The organism is Achromobacter sp. D7-1 (genome assembly GCF_059760445.1).
The window spans coordinates 36739-53882 of sequence record NZ_JCBAMT010000045.1; the positions used below are offsets into that span (position 1 = coordinate 36739).

Sequence of the window (17144 nt, forward strand, 5' to 3'; positions counted from 1 at the left end):
CCTATTCTAGACCCAGGCCAGGCCTCAATCCGCCTCCCGCAGCAGCCGCAGGCCCACCAGCGGATAGCGGGTTTCCTGCGTGTTCCAGTTGCGGTAGGAGGCGCGCGTGTACAGCGCCCAGGTATGCCAGGAGCCGCCGCGGCGCACGCGCACGTTGCCGCTGGCGGGGCCTTGCGGGTCGTCCACCGGCGAGTGCGCGTAGTAGTCCTCGCCATACCAGTCCGAGACCCATTCCCAGGCGTTGCCGTGCATGTCGTACAGGCCGAAGGCATTGGGCGCGTAGCTGGCGACCGGGGCGGTGAAGGCATGGCCGTCGGCGCGGGCGGAGGCGTGCGCCTGCCATTTGGGCCACAGCGGCGCGGCGTCCGCATCGAAGCCGTTGCCGATGTCGGGCATGGCGGCGGGATCGTCGCCGTTCTGGTAGCGGGTGCGCGTGCCGGCGCGGCAGGCGTATTCCCATTCGGCTTCCGTGGGCAGGCGGTAGACCTTGCCTTCGGTCTGGGTCAGCCAGCGCGCCAGCGCCGTGGCGTCGTTCCAGCTGATGTTGACCACGGGGTGGTCGTCGCCTTGCGCGAAACCCGGATTGCGCCAGGAATAGCGGCGGTCGCGCCCTTCGAAGGCATCGCCGCGTTCGGACTTGTCGGCATCGTACTGCGGGTTGTAGCCATAGCCGCCGGTGCCGTCGGCTTCCGATTCGGGCACGTAGCCGGATGCTTCGATGAAGCGTCGGAACTGGCCCACGGTGACTTCGGTGCGCTCCATGTAGAACGCGCGGGTGATGCGCACGGCATGCACGGGCGCTTCGTCGGACAGCTGGGCGTAGCGGTCCGCTGGATACAGCGGATAGGCCTGCGCGAGCGCTTCGGGCGCCTCGTCGCTGCCCATCCGGAAGGTGCCGGCGGGCACGCGGACAAAGGTCATGCCTAGCGAATTTTCGATCACGGCGGGCGGTTCAGCCGCCCAGGAAGGCGCCGATATCAAGGTGCAGAGCAAAGCCAGGGCGGTGCGTGTGCGCATGGGATTCCGGGTGACGGGGCATGAGGGTGCGCAATAGTAGAGCCGCCGCGTCCGGCCGGCCAGACGCGGGGAACCCTCATGCCGGAGCGGCTCTGTTCAGCCGGCGCGGCGGATGGTGAAGTTGATGCGCTGGCTGCCCAGCCGCGGGTGCGGCAGATCCTTGATGGGCATGATGCCGTGGTAGCGCAGGCGGTCGACGCCGCCCCACACGACGACGTCGCCATGGAACAGCGGCGTGCGGCTGGCCTTGTCGGTGCGCTGGTCGCCGCCGAAGAGGAACATGGCGGGCATGCCCAGGGATACGGAGACGATGGGCGCGCCGTAGTCGCGCTCGTTCTTGTCCTGATGCAACGACAGCCGCGAGCCGGGCTCGTAGCGGTTGACCAGGCAGGCGTCCGGCTCGAAGCCGGGAAAGCCGGCCTCGGCCGCGGCGGTCTGCGCCAAGCGCAAAAAGGCCTCGGGCATGGCGGGCCAGGGCTGGCCGGAGAGCGGGTCGATGCGCGCATAGCGATAGCCGCGCGCGTCGCTGGTCCAGCCCAGCTGTCCGCAATTGGTCAGCGCGACGGACATGGTGTAGCCACCCGGCGTGTCCATGTGGCGGAAGGGCGCTTGCGCAGCCACGGCGTCGACCCCGGCGAGCAGGGCGTCCACCACCGGCAGGGCAAAACCGCGCAGCACCACGGCTTGCGGGCCGAGCGCGACGCGTCCGCCTTGCGCCGCGCCATCGTCGCCAAACAGGTCCAGGTTGGTCGCCATGTCAGCCTACAGCAGCGGTTCCAGCGGCAGCAGCGACACGAACCATAGCGACAGGCGTTGCCACACCGTGGTGCCGGGTTCGGTGTCATGCCGTATGGTTTCGCCGTTGCGCTGTTCCAGCCAATAGAGCTGGCCCTTGTCATCCAGGCAGACGCGGTAGGCGGACTTGGGTATGTCTTTCTCGAAGGCGTCTGCAATGTGCCGCGCCAGCGTGGGGCTGTCTATGACGAAGCCCAGTTCGGTGTTGAGCTTGGCCGAGCGCGGGTCGAAGTTGAAGGAGCCGACGAAGATGCGCTTGCCGTCGACGGCGAAGGTCTTGGCGTGCAGGCTGGAGCCTGAGCTGCCGAACGGACCCATGCTCTTGTTGCGCTCGACCTCGCTGCCCTGGCGCTTCATCTCGAAGAGCTCGACGCCGGCGGCCAGCAGGTCCTTGCGGCGCTTGGCATAGCCGGAATGCACCACCGCCACGTCGGTGGCTTCGAGCGCGTTGGTCAGCACCTTGACCTTGACGCCGCTTTGCGCCATCTGCGCGAAGGACTGGGTGCCGACCGCGGTCGGCACGAAGTAGGGCGATACCAGTTCCAGGTCGGTGCTGGGCGTGCCCAGGATTTCATGCAGCTGATGCGGCAGCATTGCCTCCGGCGGGGCGGTGCCTAGCGTTTTGCGCGGATCGTCGCTGACCATGCGGGTGTCGGCCCATTCCAGCGTCAGGTCGCCGCGCAGCAGCTGCTGGATGAAAGGCAGCTTGCGCATGGCCTCGGCGTAGGCGGCGGCTTCGGGAGAGCGCTCGACCTGGGCGGCGGCCTGCTCCAGTTCGTCCAGCTCGCCGGGGGCGGTTTTCTTCAGGATGCGGTCTACCGGGTAGGCCGAGTCGCTGGCCCAGTAGCGGTCGAAATCCACCGACACGTCATTGACCGCGGCGCCGATGGACAGCACGTCCAGGTCGGTGAACAGCACGCCGCTGGCCGCGCCGAAGTACTCGTCGCCGATGTTGCGGCCGCCGATGATGGTGGCCTGGTTGTCGGCGGTGAAGGACTTGTTGTGCATGCGGCGGTTCAGGCGGCTGAAGTCCGTTACGTAGCCCAGGGGCTTGGGCCAGCGCAGCACGAAGGGGTTGTACAGCCGCACCTCGATATTCGGGTGCGCATCCAGCGCCGACAGTTCCTGGTCCAGCCCGGAGGTGCCGTTGTCGTCCAGCAGCAGCCGCACGCGCACGCCGCGGTCGGCGGCTTCATGCAGGGCCTCCAGCAGCATGGTGCCGGTCATGTCCTTGTGCCAGATGTAGTACTGAACATCGAGGCTGCGCTCGGCGGCGCGCGCCAGCAGCATGCGGGCGGCGAAGGCGTCGTAGGCGTCGGGCAGGGGGTGGATGCCGGATTTGCCGGGATGTGCGGCGGCCAGCGGCGCGATGGCCCGGCCCAGGGCGGTATCCTGCGCCGCCTCGGGCGTCAGGGCGCGGGATTCGCTGCGGTTATCCAGCGGCGGCAAGCCGCAGCCGCTCAACAGGCTCAGGCAGAGTGCGGTCATCATCAGGGGTTTGGCCAGGTACATGACCCGTATTGTGCCGAAATCGCGCAACGCGCTGGTTTCGGCTCCTGTCTTCCCATGGGGCTTGACCATTTTCCGTATTTGAGAGAAATTCTCTTATATGGAAAACAATGCTATCCCCGAAGCCGATCTGGACCGGCGCATTGCCGGCCGGCTCAAGGCGCTGCGCCAGGAGCGCGGCTGGTCCCTGGACGAACTGGCCGGCCGCGCCGGTCTCAGCCGCGCCACCTTGTCCCGCCTGGAAAACGCCGAGGTCAGCCCCACCGCCAGCGCGCTGGGCAAGCTGTGCGGGGCCTATGGCCTGACCATGTCGCGCCTGATGCTCATGGTCGAGGACGATTTCGCGCCCTTGGTGCCGCAGCAGGCGCAAGCCGTGTGGGTGGATGCCAGCGCCGGCTTTCGCCGCCGCTCGGTGTCGCCGCCGGCGCAGCGGCTGGCGGGCGAGGTGCTGGCCTGCGAACTGGCCGCCGGCGCGCGCATTGCCTATGACAGTTCGCCCCGGCCGGGGCTGGAACATCATCTGCTGATGCTGGAAGGCGAGCTGGCCATCACGGTCGACGGGCAGGCGCATAGCCTGTCCCAGGGCGATTGCCTGCGTTATCAGCTGTTCGGCGCCAGCGAATTTTCAACCCCGCCGCATTGCGGCGCCCGCTACCTGCTCTTCATTGTCTGAGCCCACCATGTCCCATCCCAATCCCGAATTGATCCTTCTGTCGGCGGATGCCGCCGACGCCCTCGTGCCCGAGCTGGCCGAACTGCTGCGCGCCTGCGTGCAGGACGGCGCCAGCGTCAGCTTCGTCCTGCCGTATTCGTCCGAGGAGGCGCAGGCCTTTTGGCGCGCCAAGGTGCTGCCGGCGATCGCTGGCGGCAAGTCGGCGCTGTGGGTGGCACGGCAGGAGGGACGCATCGCGGGATCGGTGCAGCTGGATTGGGATACGCCGCCCAACCAGCCGCACCGCGCCGAAGTGCGCAAGCTGCTGGTGCATCCGGATTTCCGCCGCCGCGGTATCGCCCGGGCCTTGCTGGCCGAGACGGAAGCCATGGCGCGGCGCCAGGGCCGCAGCCTGATTACGCTGGACACGCGCACGGGCGACAGCGCCGAGCCGCTGTATGCGTCGCAGGGCTATCAGACCGTGGGAGTGATACCGGGTTTCAGCCGCGACCCGCATGATGCCGCCAAGCTGGACGGCACCACCATCATGTACAAGCAGCTGTAGGGGACGCTGCCGCCGCGGGCGGCAGCAGGGCTCAGGCCAGGGGCTTGATGCCCACGCTGTACGGCGGAGCGTTGCCGCGCGCCGGGGCCTTGATCTTCAGCATCGAGCCGCCGGGCGTGAATTCGAATTCCTGGTACGGCACTTCGAACCACTGATGAAAACTGGTGCGGGAGAATTCCGGCACCCAGACCTTGGCGCGCTTGGGATCGCAGTGGAACTCGACCAGCGTGCGGTCTATGCCCAGCGGACGGGTATTGCCGATGCGGTAGCTGACTTTCAGCTCGGCGCGCTCGGTCGAGCCGGGGCGCCAGGCCAGGCCGATGGATTCCATGAATTTTTCGATCGCCTCGATACCGCGATGCATGACTGACTCCGAATGCGGGCGGGCGCAAGGCCCGAAAAAAGTGCTGTTTCCCGCGGCGCCGCGGAAAACACCCGAATTATCCGTCATTCCGGCCCCGGGCGTCTCCCGGCTTGCATCCCGTCAATCGGCGCCATTGAACAAAGCAAATGGACGGCCGGCGGGCAAGCCCGCACCATGGCATCCATGTCCTCTATAAGACCTGCGCGGCCCGCGCTGGTCCGGACGCGAAATCCAAGGAGTCATCATGGCAAATTTCATACTGGCATTGGTCAACGCGGAACTTTCCCTTTTCGGCGTCGAGACGCCGGGTGCGGTGGCGCAGGCGCCAGCCGCGGCGCAGGCGGCCAGCGCGCCCGCCTTCGACAGCGAGCACTACCGCAGCGCGCTGGGCTGAGGCCTGTGCAAGGCTCCATGCAGTGTGCAGGGGCCGGGCTGGCGCGGAACACAGCGTTGCAGGAATAGGCAGGTTTCACGCAAGAACGAGCCTGTACGCGCAGACTCGCGATTCTTACCATCTCTTCCAAGGTCGGGGCGGCGCATTCATTGCGGATGCGCGGGTTCCGCCGGGCTGCCGGGCGCGTTGCCGGCAGCGTACGCAAGGGAAGGGAATCGCATGAATACCGAAAAAATCTGGTTGGTGACGGACGCTTCCGCGGGGTTGGGTCTGGTCCTGGTGAAGATGTTGCTGGATAGGGGCCATAAGGTGGCGGCGACGTCGCCGGATGGCGATGCGCTGCTGGACGCCGTGGGCGCCAAGTTGGAGGGGCAGTTCCTGCCCCTGACGGTGGATCTGGCCGATGCGCGCAACGTGCAGCGCGCCGTGGATGCCACGGTGACGGCCTTCGGCGGGTTGGACGTGGTGGTGAACAACGCCGGCCATGGCCTGCGCGGCGCATTGGACAGCCTGCCGGACGAGGACCTGCGCGGCACGTTCGACATCAATGTATTCGCCACGCTGAACGTGATCCGCGCGGCCCTGCCGCGCATGCGCGCGCAGCGCAGCGGCCACGTGTTCAATATTTCTTCGATCCTGGGCTTCGATGGCGGCCGCGCCGATTGGGGGGCCTACAGCGCCGCCAAGTTTGCCGTCAGCGGCCTGACCGAAGCGCTGGCCGCCGAGGCCGCGCCTTTCGGCATCCGGGTGTCGCTGGTGTATCCGGGGGCGCTGCGCGCGCCCCGGGCCACGAGCGGCGAGGCGACGCCGGAACTGGCGGCGCGCAATGCGCAGGCGCGCGATGCGGAGGGCGATCCGGCCAAAATGGCCCAGGCGCTGATCAATGCGGCGCAGGCGCAGTACGCGCCCCTGCACCTGTTCCTGGGCCGCGACGCCTTCGATCAGGCGCGCGCCAAGATCCAGTCGGTGCAGCAGGAACTGGCCCGCTGGCGCGAAATGTCCGTGTCGATCGGCTTCGTGGACGAAAGGCGCATGGCGGCCTGACTGCCGGGCTCAGGCCGTCCAACCCTGGACGGCCTGGTAGGCGCCCAGCAGCGCCAGGCTCACCATGAAGCAGCGCTTGAAGGCTTGCTGCGACAGCTTGCCGCGCAGCCATGTGCCCAGCGCCATGCCGATCAGCGCGGGCAGCAGCATCAGCACGGATGCGCCGGCGGTTGCGGACGTGTAGCCGCCATTGAGGCCCAGGCCGGCCGCCAGCGCCACGGTGGACACCGTGAACGAGATACCCATGGCTTGGATCAAGCCATCCTTGCCCAGGTTCAGGGCCTGCAGATAGGGCACCGCGGGGATCACGAACACGCCGGTGGCAGCAGTGATCACGCCGGTGACGGCGCCGACCGCGGCGCCCGCCAGTCCTTGATGCCGCTGCGGCGCCTTGGGCGGCGAGCCGAACAAGCCCCAGGCGGCATAGGCCACCAGCGCCAGCCCCAGGCACACGCTGGCCCAGTGTCCCGAGGGCGGCCCTAGCCACAGCGCGCCGCCTATCGTGCCTGCGCAAATACCCGCCTGCATGGCGCCGATGCGGCGCAGCATCGTGGGCAGCGTGGGCCATGGCTGCGCTTGCCAGAGATTGGTGATGAGCGACGGCACGATCAGCAGCGCCGCGGCCTGCGCCGGCGCCATGATCAGCGCCAGCATGGCCATGGAAATGGTGGGCAGGCCCAGTCCGACCACGCCCTTGACCACGCCGGCCAGGATGAAGACGGACACGGCGATTGCAAGCAGCGCGGGCGTGCTGCCGGGAAACAGATCCGGAAGCGTCATGCTGGCTCGCAGTGGGCCGTGAGGCCGGCGCGGGGGCGGCCGAACAAGGCATAGGCGACGTCGTCAGTACCCGCGCCGTCCTGGCGCGCCGCGCGCAGCAGCCATTGCCGTCCTTCGCACAGGTCGGCGCGCAGGGACTCCCCATACAGGGCCGGGCCGCCGAGCAGCGCAATGCCCAGCATGCGCTGCGCGGGCGCATGGCCGTCGCCCGCGGCGGCGCGCAGCCACTGCGCCATGGCGGCATAGTCGCCCTGGGTCTGGGCTTCCAGCGCCAGCGCGTATTTCTGCGCGGGCGTGGTGTGCGGGTCCAGGCTGCCGGCTTCGGCCATGCCTGAGCCATGCAGGGTCAAGGCCAGCAGGGCGAGGGCAGGCCAGTGAACGGGGGCGCGTCGTGGTTTGAGGATATTCATGGATTTTTCCCGGATTGAAAGGGCTGGGGCTTCATTTTGGTCCCCTGCGTCCTTGAATCTGTATCGGGATCTCGCGTAGCGATCCTATGGCTCAGCCTGAGGATCGCCGTGCTACGCTTTTCGCATGCGATTCGACCTTACCGATCTGCGGCTATTCCTCAATGTGCAGGAAACCGGCTCCATCACGGCCGGGGCCCGGCGTTCCCACATGACGCTGGCGTCGGCCAGCGAACGCATCCGCGGCATGGAGGACACGCTGGGCGTGCCGCTGCTGCTGCGCGAGGCGCGCGGGGTCGAGCCCACGCCGGCGGGCCGCACGCTGGCGCATCACGCGCGCGTGGTGCTGGCGCAGATGGACCGCATGCGCGGCGAACTGGACCACTACGGCCTGGGGTTGAAGGGGCATGTGCGCGTGCTGTGCAACACCACCGCGCTCAGCGAGTATCTGCCGCCGGTGCTGGGCGCTTTTCTCAAGGACCATCCGCGCGTCTCCGTGGACCTGGAAGAACGGCTGAGCCACGAGATTGCCGATGCGCTGCGCGCGGGGACTTGCGACATCGGCGTGCTGGCCGATACGGCCGATCTGCACGGCCTGCGCACGCAGACCTTCCGGCACGACCCCTTGACGCTGATCGTGCCGCCGGACCATGCGTTGGCGGGCCGCGCGTCGGTGCTGCTGGCCGATGTGGCGGACCAGGAATTCGTGGGGCTGGTCGAAGGCAGCGCCTTGCAGGAGCACATCGCGCATCATGCGCGCCGCGGCGGCAAGGCCCTGTCGTACCGGGTGCGGCTGCGCAGCTTCGACGCGGTGTGCCGGATGGTGGGGCAGGGCGTCGGCATAGGCATCGTGCCGCGCGTGGCGGCGCTGCGCTATGGCCGCGCGGCGGGCGTGCGGCGCGTGGCCCTGGCCGACGACTGGGCCGCGCGCGACCTGGTGCTGTGCGTGCGCGACACGCTGCCGGCCTATGCGGCCGAACTGGTGGAGTACGCGCTGCGCGACGCGCCTGCATCCTGAGAAGGTATTGCGTGACGCTCACGCCTCCCGAGATATGTTGCAGGCGCGCGCATCCGCGGCGCGGGCATTATGAACGCGCGAACAGCCGGCGCTTGCGCAACGGCGCGCGTTCGAACCAGGAGCCCGACGCGACGGCGCCCAGGATGACCAGGCCGTAGACGCACATCGCCACTGCCGCGACCGCGAAGAACAGGCTCAGCGATCCCGTCAGGCGCAGGGCGATGCCGCCGGCGCCTATGGCAATCAGCAGGCGCAGGAACCCCGCGATCAGCGGCCATTTCAGGCGGCCGGCACCCTGCGAAGCGAAGTACATCGAGAAGCCCAGGGCAAAGAAGCCGTAGACCGGACCGACGGTGCGCAGGTAGTTGGCGCCGGCTTCCAGCATGTGGTCCTGCGCGCCGAACAGGCGCAGCCAGGCCTCGGGAAAGAACGCGGCCGCCAGGCCGATGGCCTCGGCCAGCACAAAGGCCATTGCGCCGCCGGTCAGGGCGATGCGCAGGGCGCGTTCGAGCTGGCCCGCGCCGATGTTGGACCCCACCATTGCCACCATGGGCGCGCCCAGGCCGAAGGCGATGGGCATCAGCAGGTATTCCAGGCGCACGGCGATGCCGTAGCCGGCGACCGCCGCGGTGCCGGCATAGGCGCCGACCAGGGCGGCCGTCAGCGCTACCAGCGCATTGGTCAGGAACGGGTTGATGGTGGCCAGCGCGCCCACGCTGAGAATGTTGCGCATCAGGCCCGGGTACAGGCGGCTGGGGACCAGCCGCGCCGCATTGCGTCCGCTGGCGCAGTACAGGCCCAGGATCAGCGCGCCCACGGCGTAATAGATCACCAGGGCCCAGCCGCCGCCGGCCACGCCCAGCGCGGGGAACGGGCCCCAGCCGAAGATCAGGCAGGGCGACAGCGGGATCAGCAGCAAGGCGCCGCCGCAGATCACGGCGCCAGGCACCAGCATGTTGCCGGTGCCGCGTATGGCGCTGGCGAACGCGTTCATCAGCCACATCAGGACGATGCCGCCGAAGATGACGTCGGAATAGGCCAGGGCTGCCACCAGCGCCTCGCCCTCGGCGCCCAGCTTGCGGTACAGCCAAGAACCGCCCAGTAACAGCAGCGCGCAAAAGGCCAGGCCGAGCAAACCGTTGAGCACCACGGCATGCAGCACCAGCTGGTCCGCTTCGCGTTGCCGGCCGCCGCCCAGCGCCCTGGCCACCGCGGCCGAGATGCCGCCGCCCATGGCGCCCTGCGACATGTTCTGCATCAGCATCAGCACCGGCACCACCAGGGCCACCCCTGCCAGCACCGGCGTGCCCAGGCGCGCCAGGAACCAGGTCTCGATCAAACCCGTGGACGATTGCGCCAGCATCATCAGGATGTTCGGCCACGCCAGGCGCGCCAGCGTGGGCGCGATGGGCGCGTGCAGCATGGCCTGCAGGCGCGCGTTGGCGGGGCGAGGAGCAGCGGGCGCGGACATAGGGAAGGAACCCGTGGATGGCGTTGGGATATTTACGTGCATATGCCAATAAAAGTCAAGAATGGGCTAGACTCGGACCCAACCCGGCGGTAGCGTTGAGTCCTTGCCGTCCTCCACTTTTTTGCGCCTCTCATGTCTGACGAACAGCCTGCCGCTACAGCCGCCCCGATTGCGCCCGATCCGCTCATCTGCAACGGCGCGGCGCTGCGCAAGGCCACCCGGCGCGTCTCGCAGCTGTACGACACGGTGCTGGCGCCTTGCGGCCTGAAGGTGTCGCAGCATTCCATCCTGGTGCACATCGCGCGCGCCGGCACGCCGTCCATGACGGACCTGGCGCGCATCATGGTGCTGGACCGCTCGGCGCTGGCGCACAACCTCAAGCCCCTGGAGCGCGACGGCTACGTGCAGATGTCACGCGACCCCTTGGACGGCCGCAGCCGCCGCGTGGCGCTGACCGAGGCGGGCCGCGCCAAGCTGGCCGAGTCCAAGCGCCTGTGGAAGGACGCGCAGCGCCGCTTCGAGGCCGCCTATGGCGCCGAGCGGGCAGCCGCGTTGCGGCGCTCGCTGGCTGATATTTTTTCCGACGAGTTCGCGCTGGCGTTCAGCCGCGGCTAGGGCCTGTGTGAGCTTGCTGGCCGTGGCGGGGAGCCTCGGGTCCGGCGCTTGGCGGCTTGCCGCGCGAGCGGACCCCGGACCAGCCCAGCGCCACCACCGCGCCCAGCACGCACGCCATGCCCGCTAGTTGCGCGGGAGCCAGGGATTCGCCCAGCAGTCCGGCGGCCAGCGCCACCGCCGATACCGGTGCAAGCGCGGTGAACAAGGCGGCTTCGGCGCCGTTGACGCGGGCCGCGCCCGCATACCAGAGCAGGAAGCCGCCTACCGTGGGCACCAGCGCGTAATAGGCTACCGCGGCCAGGGCCGGCGCGGGCAGGCCCAGGGTCCAGGGTGCTTCCGCCACGCTGGCCACGGCCGAGAACGCCAGCCCGAAACCTGTCATGAGCGTGGATAGCGCCAGCGGCGCCACCGGCTGGCGCAGCCGCTTGTTCAACAGGATGAACAGTCCCTCGCACAGCACTGCGCCCAGGATCAGCGCATTGCCCACCAACGAGCTTGCGCCGCCCGCGCCGGCCGAATGGCGCATCATCAGCCAGACGCCGAAGGCCGCCGCGACGATGGCGGCCAGCGTGGCCTTGCCGGGGCGTTCGCCCAGCAGCAGCATGGCAATGGCGGCGGACACCAGCGGCAAGGTGCCCAGGATGATGCCGCCGTCCACTGCCGATGCGCGCTGCAGGCCGGCGATCAGCAGGGTGGTGTAGCCGACGCTGCCGGCGGTGGCCTGGGCCACCAGCAGCAGCCAGTCGCGCCGGTCCAGCCGCGGCAGGCGCGCGCCGGTCAATGCCATCAGCAGGACGAAGCAGGGCAGGGCGATCGCGAAGCGCAGGGCGGTCGCGGTGAAGGGGGGCAAACCCGTTCCGATGATTTTGCTGGCGGCCACCGTGCTGCCCACCAGCACCATGGCGGCTGCCAGATAGCAATAGCCCCGCATCCGATTGTTCATGACCCGATCCACGCCTTTGTGAGAGCAAGGCGCACAGGCTAAGCCGGTCGGCGAGCCCGGGTCTTGAACGAAATTGCAGCGCTCAGCTGGCGGCCAGCGCGTAGCGCCGCGGCGATACGCCGTAGGCGCGCACGAACAGCCGCGTCATGTGGCTTTGGTCGGCGAAACCGACCGCGGTTGCGGCATCGGCCAGGGGCGAGCCCTGCCGGATCAGGCTGCGCGCCAGCAGCAGCCGGCGTTGCACCTGGTAGGCGTGAGGCGTGAGGCCGGTGTCGCGGGCAAAGGCCCGCAGCACCTGGTAGCGGCTGAGGCCGCTGGCCGCGGCCAAGTCGGCCAGGGACAGCGCGGCAGCCGGGTCGTCGTCGATCAGGGCGCGGGCATGCCGGATGGCGTCGGGAGCGGCGCGCAGCGGCCGGGCCAAGCGCGCTGCGTCGCGGTCGCGCGCCTGCGCCAGGATGCGCAGCAGCAGCGCGTCGCAGGCCAGAGGCGTCGCGCCGGCGGTGGCCTGCGCATACAACGCCAGCACGTCGCGCGCCAGCGCCGGGCGGTCCTGCGCCGGGTGTTCGAATTCGTAGCTGGCCCCGCTTGCACCCAGTTCGGCCGCGGCCTGGGCCACCACTTCGGCATCCAGGTACAGCATCTGCCAGGCGCGCCCGCCGTCGCCGATGGGGGCGCCGTCATGCACTTCGCCGGGGTTCACCGTGATGACGTGCCCGGGGCCGGCCTCGACCTGGCCGCGGCCGCTGGCCGAGACCTGCGCGCCCTGGCGCATGACGCCTATGCCGAACTGCTCGTGCGTGTGGCGCGCGAACGCGTGCCGGCTGTGCGCGGCCACGGCCTGCACGCCGGCGAGCGCACTGCGTTGCATGACGAACTGGCCTGGGCTCATGGGGAGTGGGGAGGAAAGGGCTTGCGGCCAGTATCGCCCGCCGGCCCTGGGGGGAGCAAGCGGCAGGCGATCCTGCGGCAGGTGACCCTGCGGCAGGCGCTCCTGCGGTCCGCGCGTGGGCTCAGCCGTTCACGCTATTGCAGCCCGTTCCAGCGCGCCACCGCGGGCTCGGCCGCGGCCCACTTCCATTGGCCGCCTGGCTGTTGGCAGATCATGCTGGCATAGGCGGGCGCGGGCGCGTCCTTCTGCTCTACCGTGAATAGCACTTCGCGGCAATGGGTCAGTGGCGTGGCGATGTCGCGCACCACCTGGATGCCGCCGCGCTCATTGCCCACGGACAGCGGTTGGCGGATTTCCCATTGCCGCACCTGGCCGATGGGCAGGGCGCCGGCCGCATTGGCCATGACGTTCTGCTGGTCGTTCTTCCATTCGCGCAGCACGTACTTCACCGTGGCGTCCACCGCCGCCTGCACCGTGACGCCGATGGCGTAGCCCGCCACCGGATTGGCGGTGGCGGCGCCGCTGATGGTGCCGACCACGGCGCCGGTGGCGCCGCCGATGGAGGAACTCTGGCAGCCGGCCAGTCCCAGGCAGGCGGCCAGCGCCAGCAGACTTGCGGCGCGTCTCACTGCAGGGAACCCCAGCGGGCGGTGGCGGGCTCGGCGCTGGCCCAGCGCCAGTGCTCGCCGTCGCGGCAGACGGTGGTGACGTAGAACTCGCGCAGCGGATCGGCGCCGGCCTTGTCGGCGGGCGTGTCGATGGAGAAGACCACTTCCTTGCATTCCAGGTTCACGCCGCCGATCAGCCGGCTGACGGTGACCTGGCCCTGCGCATCGCTCTCGATGGGCAACTGGTGCTTGACCTGCCAGTTGGCGACCTTGCCCACTGCCAGCGGACCGGCGGCCATGGCGATGGCGTCCTGCTCTTCGCCGCGGGTCTTGCGTTGGGCATAGGCCAGCGCGGCTTTGGCGCCGGCCTGCACGCCCAGGCCGATGCCGGTGGCGACGGTGGCATTGTCAGTGACCTTGTTGGCGATGGCGGTGCCGGCGATACCGGCCGCGGCGCCCGTGCCTTCGCTCAGCAGCGAACTGCAGCCGGACAATCCGGCGAGCGCGGCCAGAGCGATGAGGGCAATCGCGCCGCGGCCCGGGTTGATAGGCGGAAGTGTGAACAAACTGCGTGCCCTCCTGCTTGTTGCTTGGCGCGGGAAGTATAGGAGCGCGCGCCGCCGCGGCGCGAGCGTATTTGCATTTGTTGGCAATTCTCTTGCCGCGCGCGGTTCAGACGGACGCGCGCGCACCCTTGGTGTACGCCTCGCGCAGCGCGGCGGCGAACAGCGCGTCGACGTTGCGGCGCAAGTCTCCGGCGCGCGTGAACAGGGCAATAGGCGGCAGGGTCCAGTCGAAGGAATACGGCACGATGGCCGCGCCGGCAATGCGCACCAGTTCGTCGGCGATGTCGGCGGGCAGGATGGCGACGGCGCGGTCGCTGGCCACGATCATTTCGCCGATCAGCTTGGCTGAATCGCTCTGCACCGACGGCGTGGGGGGCGCCAGCCCGGCGCGCAGGAAGATCTCGGACACTTGTTCGCGGATCGGGCTGTCCGGCGTACCCAGGATCCAGTCCAGGTCGGCCAGCCGGTTCCATTCCAGCTTTGACCGGCCCAGGCGGGCGGCCAGCCGGCGGCTGGCGATCAGGCGCGGCTGCTGGTGGTACAGCACTTCGAAGCCCAGGCTTTCCATGTCGACCGAGGGCGTGGCCCAGCCCACCACCATGTCCAGGGTGTGGTCGCGCAACTGACGCAGCAGCGCCGGTCCCTGGCCTTCGTGAATGGTGGCGGTGATCCGGCGGCCTTGGGGCAGGGTGCGGCTGATGGCGGTCGACAGCATCTGTCCGGACACGAAAGGGATGACGCCGATATTTAGATGGGCGGCGTGGCCGGCCGCCACGGCCTCCATTTCCTGGACCAGATGGCCCAGGTCGTGGACCAGGGCGCGGGCCCGCGCCAGCACCACGGCGCCCAGGGGCGTGGGCGTCATGCCGCGCACCGAGCGTTCGAACAGGGGCACGTCGAACATGCTTTCCAGTTCCGCCAGGGCATTGGTCACGGCGGGCTGGCTGGTGGCCATGTGCTCGGCCACCCGGGTCAGCGAGCCGTGCTGCTCGATCTGCAGCAGCAGCACCAGGTGGCGCATCTTCAGCCGCGAGGTCAGTTTCCGGATAACGAGGTCCGGATCAAAGGCTGTCATAGGCAATGCATAATATAAAGATTATGGAACGATATTAAAAAGTAATGATCTGCTTATGTATTGAAGCCTAGAATTTTTCCTATATCAAGACAAGGAGGCTCTGCCCCATGAATACGCAATCGGACCGCCAGGCAGCACTGGACTATCACGAGTTCCCCACCCCGGGGAAGATCTCCGTCGTGGCGTCCAAGCCGCTGGTCAACCAGCGTGACCTGGCCCTGGCGTACTCGCCCGGCGTGGCGGCAGCCTGCGAAGAAATCGTGGCCGATCCGGCCAATGTGTACCGCTACACCGGCCGCGGCAACCTGGTGGGCGTGATCACCAACGGCACCGCGGTGCTGGGCCTGGGCAATATCGGCGCGCTGGCCTCCAAGCCGGTGATGGAAGGCAAGGCGGTGCTGTTCAAGAAGTTCGCCGGCCTGGACGTGTACGACATCGAGATCAACGAGACCGACCCGGACAAGCTGGTCGAGATCATCGCCGGCCTGGAAGCCACCTTCGGCGGCATCAACCTCGAAGACATCAAGGCGCCGGAGTGCTTCACCGTGGAGCGCAAGCTGCGCGAACGCATGAAGATCCCGGTCTTCCATGATGACCAGCACGGCACGGCCATCACCGTTTCGGCCGCCTTCATCAACGGCCTGAAGGTCGTGGGCAAGGACATCAAGCAGGTCAAGGTGGTGACTTCCGGCGCAGGCGCGGCCGCGCTGGCCTGCCTGGACCTGATGGTGGACCTGGGCCTGCCGCTGGAAAATGTCTGGGTCACCGACATCGAAGGCGTGGTCTACGAAGGCCGCACCGTGCTGATGGACCCGGACAAGGCGCGCTTCGCGCAGAAGACGGACGCGCGCAAGCTGGCCGAAGTGATCCAGGACGCCGACGTATTCCTGGGCCTGTCGGCCGGCGGCGTGCTCAAGCCCGAGATGGTCGCGGCGATGGGTCCGCGCCCGCTGATCCTGGCGCTGGCCAATCCCACGCCCGAGATCTTGCCGGAAGTGGCGCAATCGGTGCGCGACGACGTGGTCATGGCGACGGGCCGTTCGGACTATCCGAACCAGGTCAACAACGTGCTGTGCTTCCCCTATATCTTCCGCGGCGCGCTGGACGTGGGCGCCACCACCATCACGCGCGAAATGGAAAAGGCGGCGGTCTACGCCATCGCCGAGCTGGCCGAGGAAGAGCAGAACGAAGTGGTGGCGGCGGCCTATGGCACCTACGATATTTCGTTCGGCCCTGAGTACCTGATTCCCAAGCCTTTCGATCCGCGCCTGATCGTGCGCATCGCCCCTGCCGTGGCCAAGGCCGCGATGGAAGGCGGCGTGGCCACGCGTCCGCTGGCGGACCTGGAAGCCTACGAAGAGCAGCTCCAGCAGTTCGTGTACCACTCGGGCGCCTTCATGAAGCCGCTGTTCTCGGCGGCCAAGCGCATCGTGCGCGAAGGCGGCAAGGCCCGCATTGTGTTCACGGAAGGCGAAGACGAACGCGTGCTGCGCGCGGTGCAGGTGATCGTGGACGAAGGCCTGGCCCGTCCCATCCTGGTGGGCCGCCCCGCGGTCCTGTTGTCGCGCATCGAGAAGTTCGGCCTGCGGCTGCGCCTGGGCGAGGACGTCGAGGTCACCAACCCGGAATACGACGAGCGCTTCCACCAGTACTGGACCACGTACTGGGAACTGATGTGCCGCCGCGGCATCACCAAGGAAATGGCGCGCGTGGAAATGCGCCGCCGCCTGACCCTGATCGGCGCGATGATGGTGCACCTGGGCGATGCCGACGGCATGGTCTGCGGCACCGTGGGCGCGTATCACGACCATCTGCGCTTCGTGGACGAAGTCATCGGCCGCCGCCCTGGCCACAATGTGTACGCCGCCATGAACATCCTGCTGCTCAACGAGCGTACGGTGGTGCTGGTGGACACGCACGTCAATGACGAGCCCTCGGCCGAGCAGATCGCCGAGTTCACGGTGATGGCGGCGCAGGAAATGGCCCGCATGAACCTGGCGCCCAAGGTTGCGCTGCTGTCGCGTTCGAACTTCGGTTCGGGCAGTTCGGCCTCGGGCGCGAAGATGCGCCGCGCGCTGGAACTGGTGCGCCAGGCCGCGCCGGACCTGGAGATCGACGGCGAGATGCATGGCGACTGCGCGCTGGATGAAGCGCTGCGCATGCGTATCCTGCCCTCGTCTTCGCTCAAGGGCCAGGCCAACCTGCTGGTGTGCCCGAACGTGGACTCGGGCAACATCGCCTACAACCTGTTGAAGACCGCGGCCGGCGGCAACGTGGCGGTGGGTCCGTTCCTGCTGGGCGCCAATGCACCGGTGCACATCCTGACCTCCAGCTCCACCGTGCGCCGCATCATCAACATGACCGCGATGACGGTGCTGGACGCCAACCGGACCGAAGCCTCGGCCTGATCCTGTTCTTGCGCGCGCCTATTC

19 protein-coding genes are annotated in these 17144 nt (G+C 68.4%); 7 read left to right on the top strand and 12 right to left on the bottom strand.

Annotated elements, in window-relative coordinates:
- Positions 1–24: 24 nt before the first annotated feature.
- From AC6LKD_RS19230 to AC6LKD_RS19240, 3 genes are all read right to left on the bottom strand, one after another.
- Complete coding sequence (locus AC6LKD_RS19230; RefSeq protein WP_498117131.1) at positions 25–1017, bottom strand: formylglycine-generating enzyme family protein; 993 nt, start codon at positions 1015–1017, stop codon at positions 25–27.
- 96 nt (positions 1018–1113) lie between these two features.
- Entirely contained in the window at positions 1114–1773 is a 660-nt protein-coding gene (gene alkB, locus AC6LKD_RS19235; protein WP_013395917.1) for a DNA oxidative demethylase AlkB, read from the bottom strand.
- Positions 1774–1779: 6 nt separating this feature from the next.
- Positions 1780–3324 (bottom strand): phospholipase D family protein, encoded by a 1545-nt coding sequence (locus AC6LKD_RS19240; RefSeq protein WP_498117133.1) that lies wholly within the window; start codon positions 3322–3324, stop codon positions 1780–1782.
- 97 nt (positions 3325–3421) lie between these two features.
- Here AC6LKD_RS19240 and AC6LKD_RS19245 point away from each other — a divergent pair, with 97 nt between their 5' ends.
- Both AC6LKD_RS19245 and AC6LKD_RS19250 read left to right on the top strand, forming a co-directional pair.
- Positions 3422–3994 carry a helix-turn-helix domain-containing protein gene (locus AC6LKD_RS19245; protein ID WP_498117134.1) on the top strand — a complete coding sequence of 191 codons (573 nt, stop codon included), beginning with the start codon at positions 3422–3424 and terminating at the stop codon, positions 3992–3994.
- Between the two features lie 7 nt (positions 3995–4001).
- Positions 4002–4538 (top strand): GNAT family N-acetyltransferase, encoded by a 537-nt coding sequence (locus tag AC6LKD_RS19250; protein ID WP_013395914.1) that lies wholly within the window; start codon positions 4002–4004, stop codon positions 4536–4538.
- A gap of 31 nt (positions 4539–4569) precedes the next feature.
- Here AC6LKD_RS19250 and AC6LKD_RS19255 read toward each other — a convergent pair whose 3' ends face one another.
- A complete protein-coding gene (locus AC6LKD_RS19255) occupies positions 4570–4902 on the bottom strand; it encodes a hypothetical protein (protein ID WP_013395913.1) in 333 nt (110 codons plus the stop codon).
- A gap of 244 nt (positions 4903–5146) precedes the next feature.
- Here AC6LKD_RS19255 and AC6LKD_RS19260 point away from each other — a divergent pair, with 244 nt between their 5' ends.
- Positions 5147–5296, top strand: coding sequence for a hypothetical protein (locus AC6LKD_RS19260; protein WP_498117135.1), 150 nt, complete (start codon positions 5147–5149; stop codon positions 5294–5296).
- 219 nt (positions 5297–5515) lie between these two features.
- The gene (locus tag AC6LKD_RS19265) at positions 5516–6340 is read left to right on the top strand and encodes an SDR family NAD(P)-dependent oxidoreductase (protein ID WP_498117136.1); all 825 of its coding nucleotides are present in this window, start codon (positions 5516–5518) and stop codon (positions 6338–6340) included.
- Positions 6341–6349: 9 nt separating this feature from the next.
- Here AC6LKD_RS19265 and AC6LKD_RS19270 read toward each other — a convergent pair whose 3' ends face one another.
- Both AC6LKD_RS19270 and AC6LKD_RS19275 read right to left on the bottom strand, forming a co-directional pair.
- The gene (locus AC6LKD_RS19270) at positions 6350–7120 is read right to left on the bottom strand and encodes a sulfite exporter TauE/SafE family protein (protein WP_013395910.1); all 771 of its coding nucleotides are present in this window, start codon (positions 7118–7120) and stop codon (positions 6350–6352) included.
- Entirely contained in the window at positions 7117–7530 is a 414-nt protein-coding gene (locus AC6LKD_RS19275) for an SEL1-like repeat protein (protein WP_041654287.1), read from the bottom strand. The genes AC6LKD_RS19270 and AC6LKD_RS19275 overlap by 4 nt, the downstream gene beginning before the upstream one ends.
- Before the next feature lie 124 nt (positions 7531–7654).
- On the opposite strand from AC6LKD_RS19275, the gene AC6LKD_RS19280 reads away from it, so the two are divergent.
- Complete coding sequence (locus tag AC6LKD_RS19280; protein ID WP_013395908.1) at positions 7655–8545, top strand: LysR family transcriptional regulator; 891 nt, start codon at positions 7655–7657, stop codon at positions 8543–8545.
- 67 nt (positions 8546–8612) lie between these two features.
- Here the strand turns inward: AC6LKD_RS19280 and AC6LKD_RS19285 are convergent, their stop codons facing one another.
- Entirely contained in the window at positions 8613–10016 is a 1404-nt protein-coding gene (locus tag AC6LKD_RS19285) for an MATE family efflux transporter (RefSeq protein ID WP_498117137.1), read from the bottom strand.
- 132 nt (positions 10017–10148) lie between these two features.
- On the opposite strand from AC6LKD_RS19285, the gene AC6LKD_RS19290 reads away from it, so the two are divergent.
- Positions 10149–10631, top strand: coding sequence for a MarR family winged helix-turn-helix transcriptional regulator (locus AC6LKD_RS19290; RefSeq protein ID WP_013395906.1), 483 nt, complete (start codon positions 10149–10151; stop codon positions 10629–10631).
- Here the strand turns inward: AC6LKD_RS19290 and AC6LKD_RS19295 are convergent.
- The 5 genes from AC6LKD_RS19295 to AC6LKD_RS19315 all read right to left on the bottom strand — a co-directional run bounded on the left by AC6LKD_RS19295 (position 10618) and on the right by AC6LKD_RS19315 (position 14712).
- Complete coding sequence (locus tag AC6LKD_RS19295) at positions 10618–11574, bottom strand: DMT family transporter (protein ID WP_498117138.1); 957 nt, start codon at positions 11572–11574, stop codon at positions 10618–10620. The genes AC6LKD_RS19290 and AC6LKD_RS19295 overlap by 14 nt on opposite strands.
- A gap of 82 nt (positions 11575–11656) precedes the next feature.
- Entirely contained in the window at positions 11657–12463 is an 807-nt protein-coding gene (locus AC6LKD_RS19300) for an AraC family transcriptional regulator (protein WP_498117139.1), read from the bottom strand.
- A gap of 134 nt (positions 12464–12597) precedes the next feature.
- Entirely contained in the window at positions 12598–13092 is a 495-nt protein-coding gene (locus AC6LKD_RS19305) for a hypothetical protein (protein WP_013395903.1), read from the bottom strand.
- Positions 13089–13637, bottom strand: a complete 549-nt coding sequence (locus AC6LKD_RS19310; protein ID WP_013395902.1) for a hypothetical protein — start codon at positions 13635–13637, stop codon at positions 13089–13091. Before AC6LKD_RS19310 ends, AC6LKD_RS19305 begins: the two co-directional genes overlap by 4 nt.
- A 106-nt stretch (positions 13638–13743) precedes the next feature.
- The gene (locus tag AC6LKD_RS19315; protein ID WP_498117140.1) at positions 13744–14712 is read right to left on the bottom strand and encodes a LysR substrate-binding domain-containing protein; all 969 of its coding nucleotides are present in this window, start codon (positions 14710–14712) and stop codon (positions 13744–13746) included.
- A 107-nt stretch (positions 14713–14819) separates the two neighbouring features.
- Here AC6LKD_RS19315 and AC6LKD_RS19320 point away from each other — a divergent pair, with 107 nt between their 5' ends.
- Positions 14820–17120 carry an NADP-dependent malic enzyme gene (locus tag AC6LKD_RS19320; protein WP_498117141.1) on the top strand — a complete coding sequence of 767 codons (2301 nt, stop codon included), beginning with the start codon at positions 14820–14822 and terminating at the stop codon, positions 17118–17120.
- Positions 17121–17144 lie beyond the last annotated feature (24 nt).

What these genes read in the sequence shown, in the direction of transcription:
- AC6LKD_RS19295 (WP_498117138.1), bottom strand. Translation starts at nt 11,574, where the DNA reads ATGAACAATCGGATGCGGGGCTATTGCTATCTGGCAGCCGCCATGGTG.
- alkB (WP_013395917.1), bottom strand. Translation starts at nt 1,773, where the DNA reads ATGGCGACCAACCTGGACCTGTTTGGCGACGATGGCGCGGCGCAAGGC.
- AC6LKD_RS19315 (WP_498117140.1), bottom strand. Translation starts at nt 14,712, where the DNA reads ATGACAGCCTTTGATCCGGACCTCGTTATCCGGAAACTGACCTCGCGG.
- AC6LKD_RS19320 (WP_498117141.1), top strand. Translation starts at nt 14,820, where the DNA reads ATGAATACGCAATCGGACCGCCAGGCAGCACTGGACTATCACGAGTTC.
- AC6LKD_RS19250 (WP_013395914.1), top strand. Translation starts at nt 4,002, where the DNA reads ATGTCCCATCCCAATCCCGAATTGATCCTTCTGTCGGCGGATGCCGCC.
- AC6LKD_RS19290 (WP_013395906.1), top strand. Translation starts at nt 10,149, where the DNA reads ATGTCTGACGAACAGCCTGCCGCTACAGCCGCCCCGATTGCGCCCGAT.
- AC6LKD_RS19240 (WP_498117133.1), bottom strand. Translation starts at nt 3,324, where the DNA reads ATGTACCTGGCCAAACCCCTGATGATGACCGCACTCTGCCTGAGCCTG.
- AC6LKD_RS19260 (WP_498117135.1), top strand. Translation starts at nt 5,147, where the DNA reads ATGGCAAATTTCATACTGGCATTGGTCAACGCGGAACTTTCCCTTTTC.
- AC6LKD_RS19300 (WP_498117139.1), bottom strand. Translation starts at nt 12,463, where the DNA reads ATGAGCCCAGGCCAGTTCGTCATGCAACGCAGTGCGCTCGCCGGCGTG.
- AC6LKD_RS19230 (WP_498117131.1), bottom strand. Translation starts at nt 1,017, where the DNA reads ATGCGCACACGCACCGCCCTGGCTTTGCTCTGCACCTTGATATCGGCG.
- AC6LKD_RS19280 (WP_013395908.1), top strand. Translation starts at nt 7,655, where the DNA reads ATGCGATTCGACCTTACCGATCTGCGGCTATTCCTCAATGTGCAGGAA.
- AC6LKD_RS19285 (WP_498117137.1), bottom strand. Translation starts at nt 10,016, where the DNA reads ATGTCCGCGCCCGCTGCTCCTCGCCCCGCCAACGCGCGCCTGCAGGCC.
- AC6LKD_RS19245 (WP_498117134.1), top strand. Translation starts at nt 3,422, where the DNA reads ATGGAAAACAATGCTATCCCCGAAGCCGATCTGGACCGGCGCATTGCC.
- AC6LKD_RS19255 (WP_013395913.1), bottom strand. Translation starts at nt 4,902, where the DNA reads ATGCATCGCGGTATCGAGGCGATCGAAAAATTCATGGAATCCATCGGC.
- AC6LKD_RS19270 (WP_013395910.1), bottom strand. Translation starts at nt 7,120, where the DNA reads ATGACGCTTCCGGATCTGTTTCCCGGCAGCACGCCCGCGCTGCTTGCA.
- AC6LKD_RS19265 (WP_498117136.1), top strand. Translation starts at nt 5,516, where the DNA reads ATGAATACCGAAAAAATCTGGTTGGTGACGGACGCTTCCGCGGGGTTG.
- AC6LKD_RS19275 (WP_041654287.1), bottom strand. Translation starts at nt 7,530, where the DNA reads ATGAATATCCTCAAACCACGACGCGCCCCCGTTCACTGGCCTGCCCTC.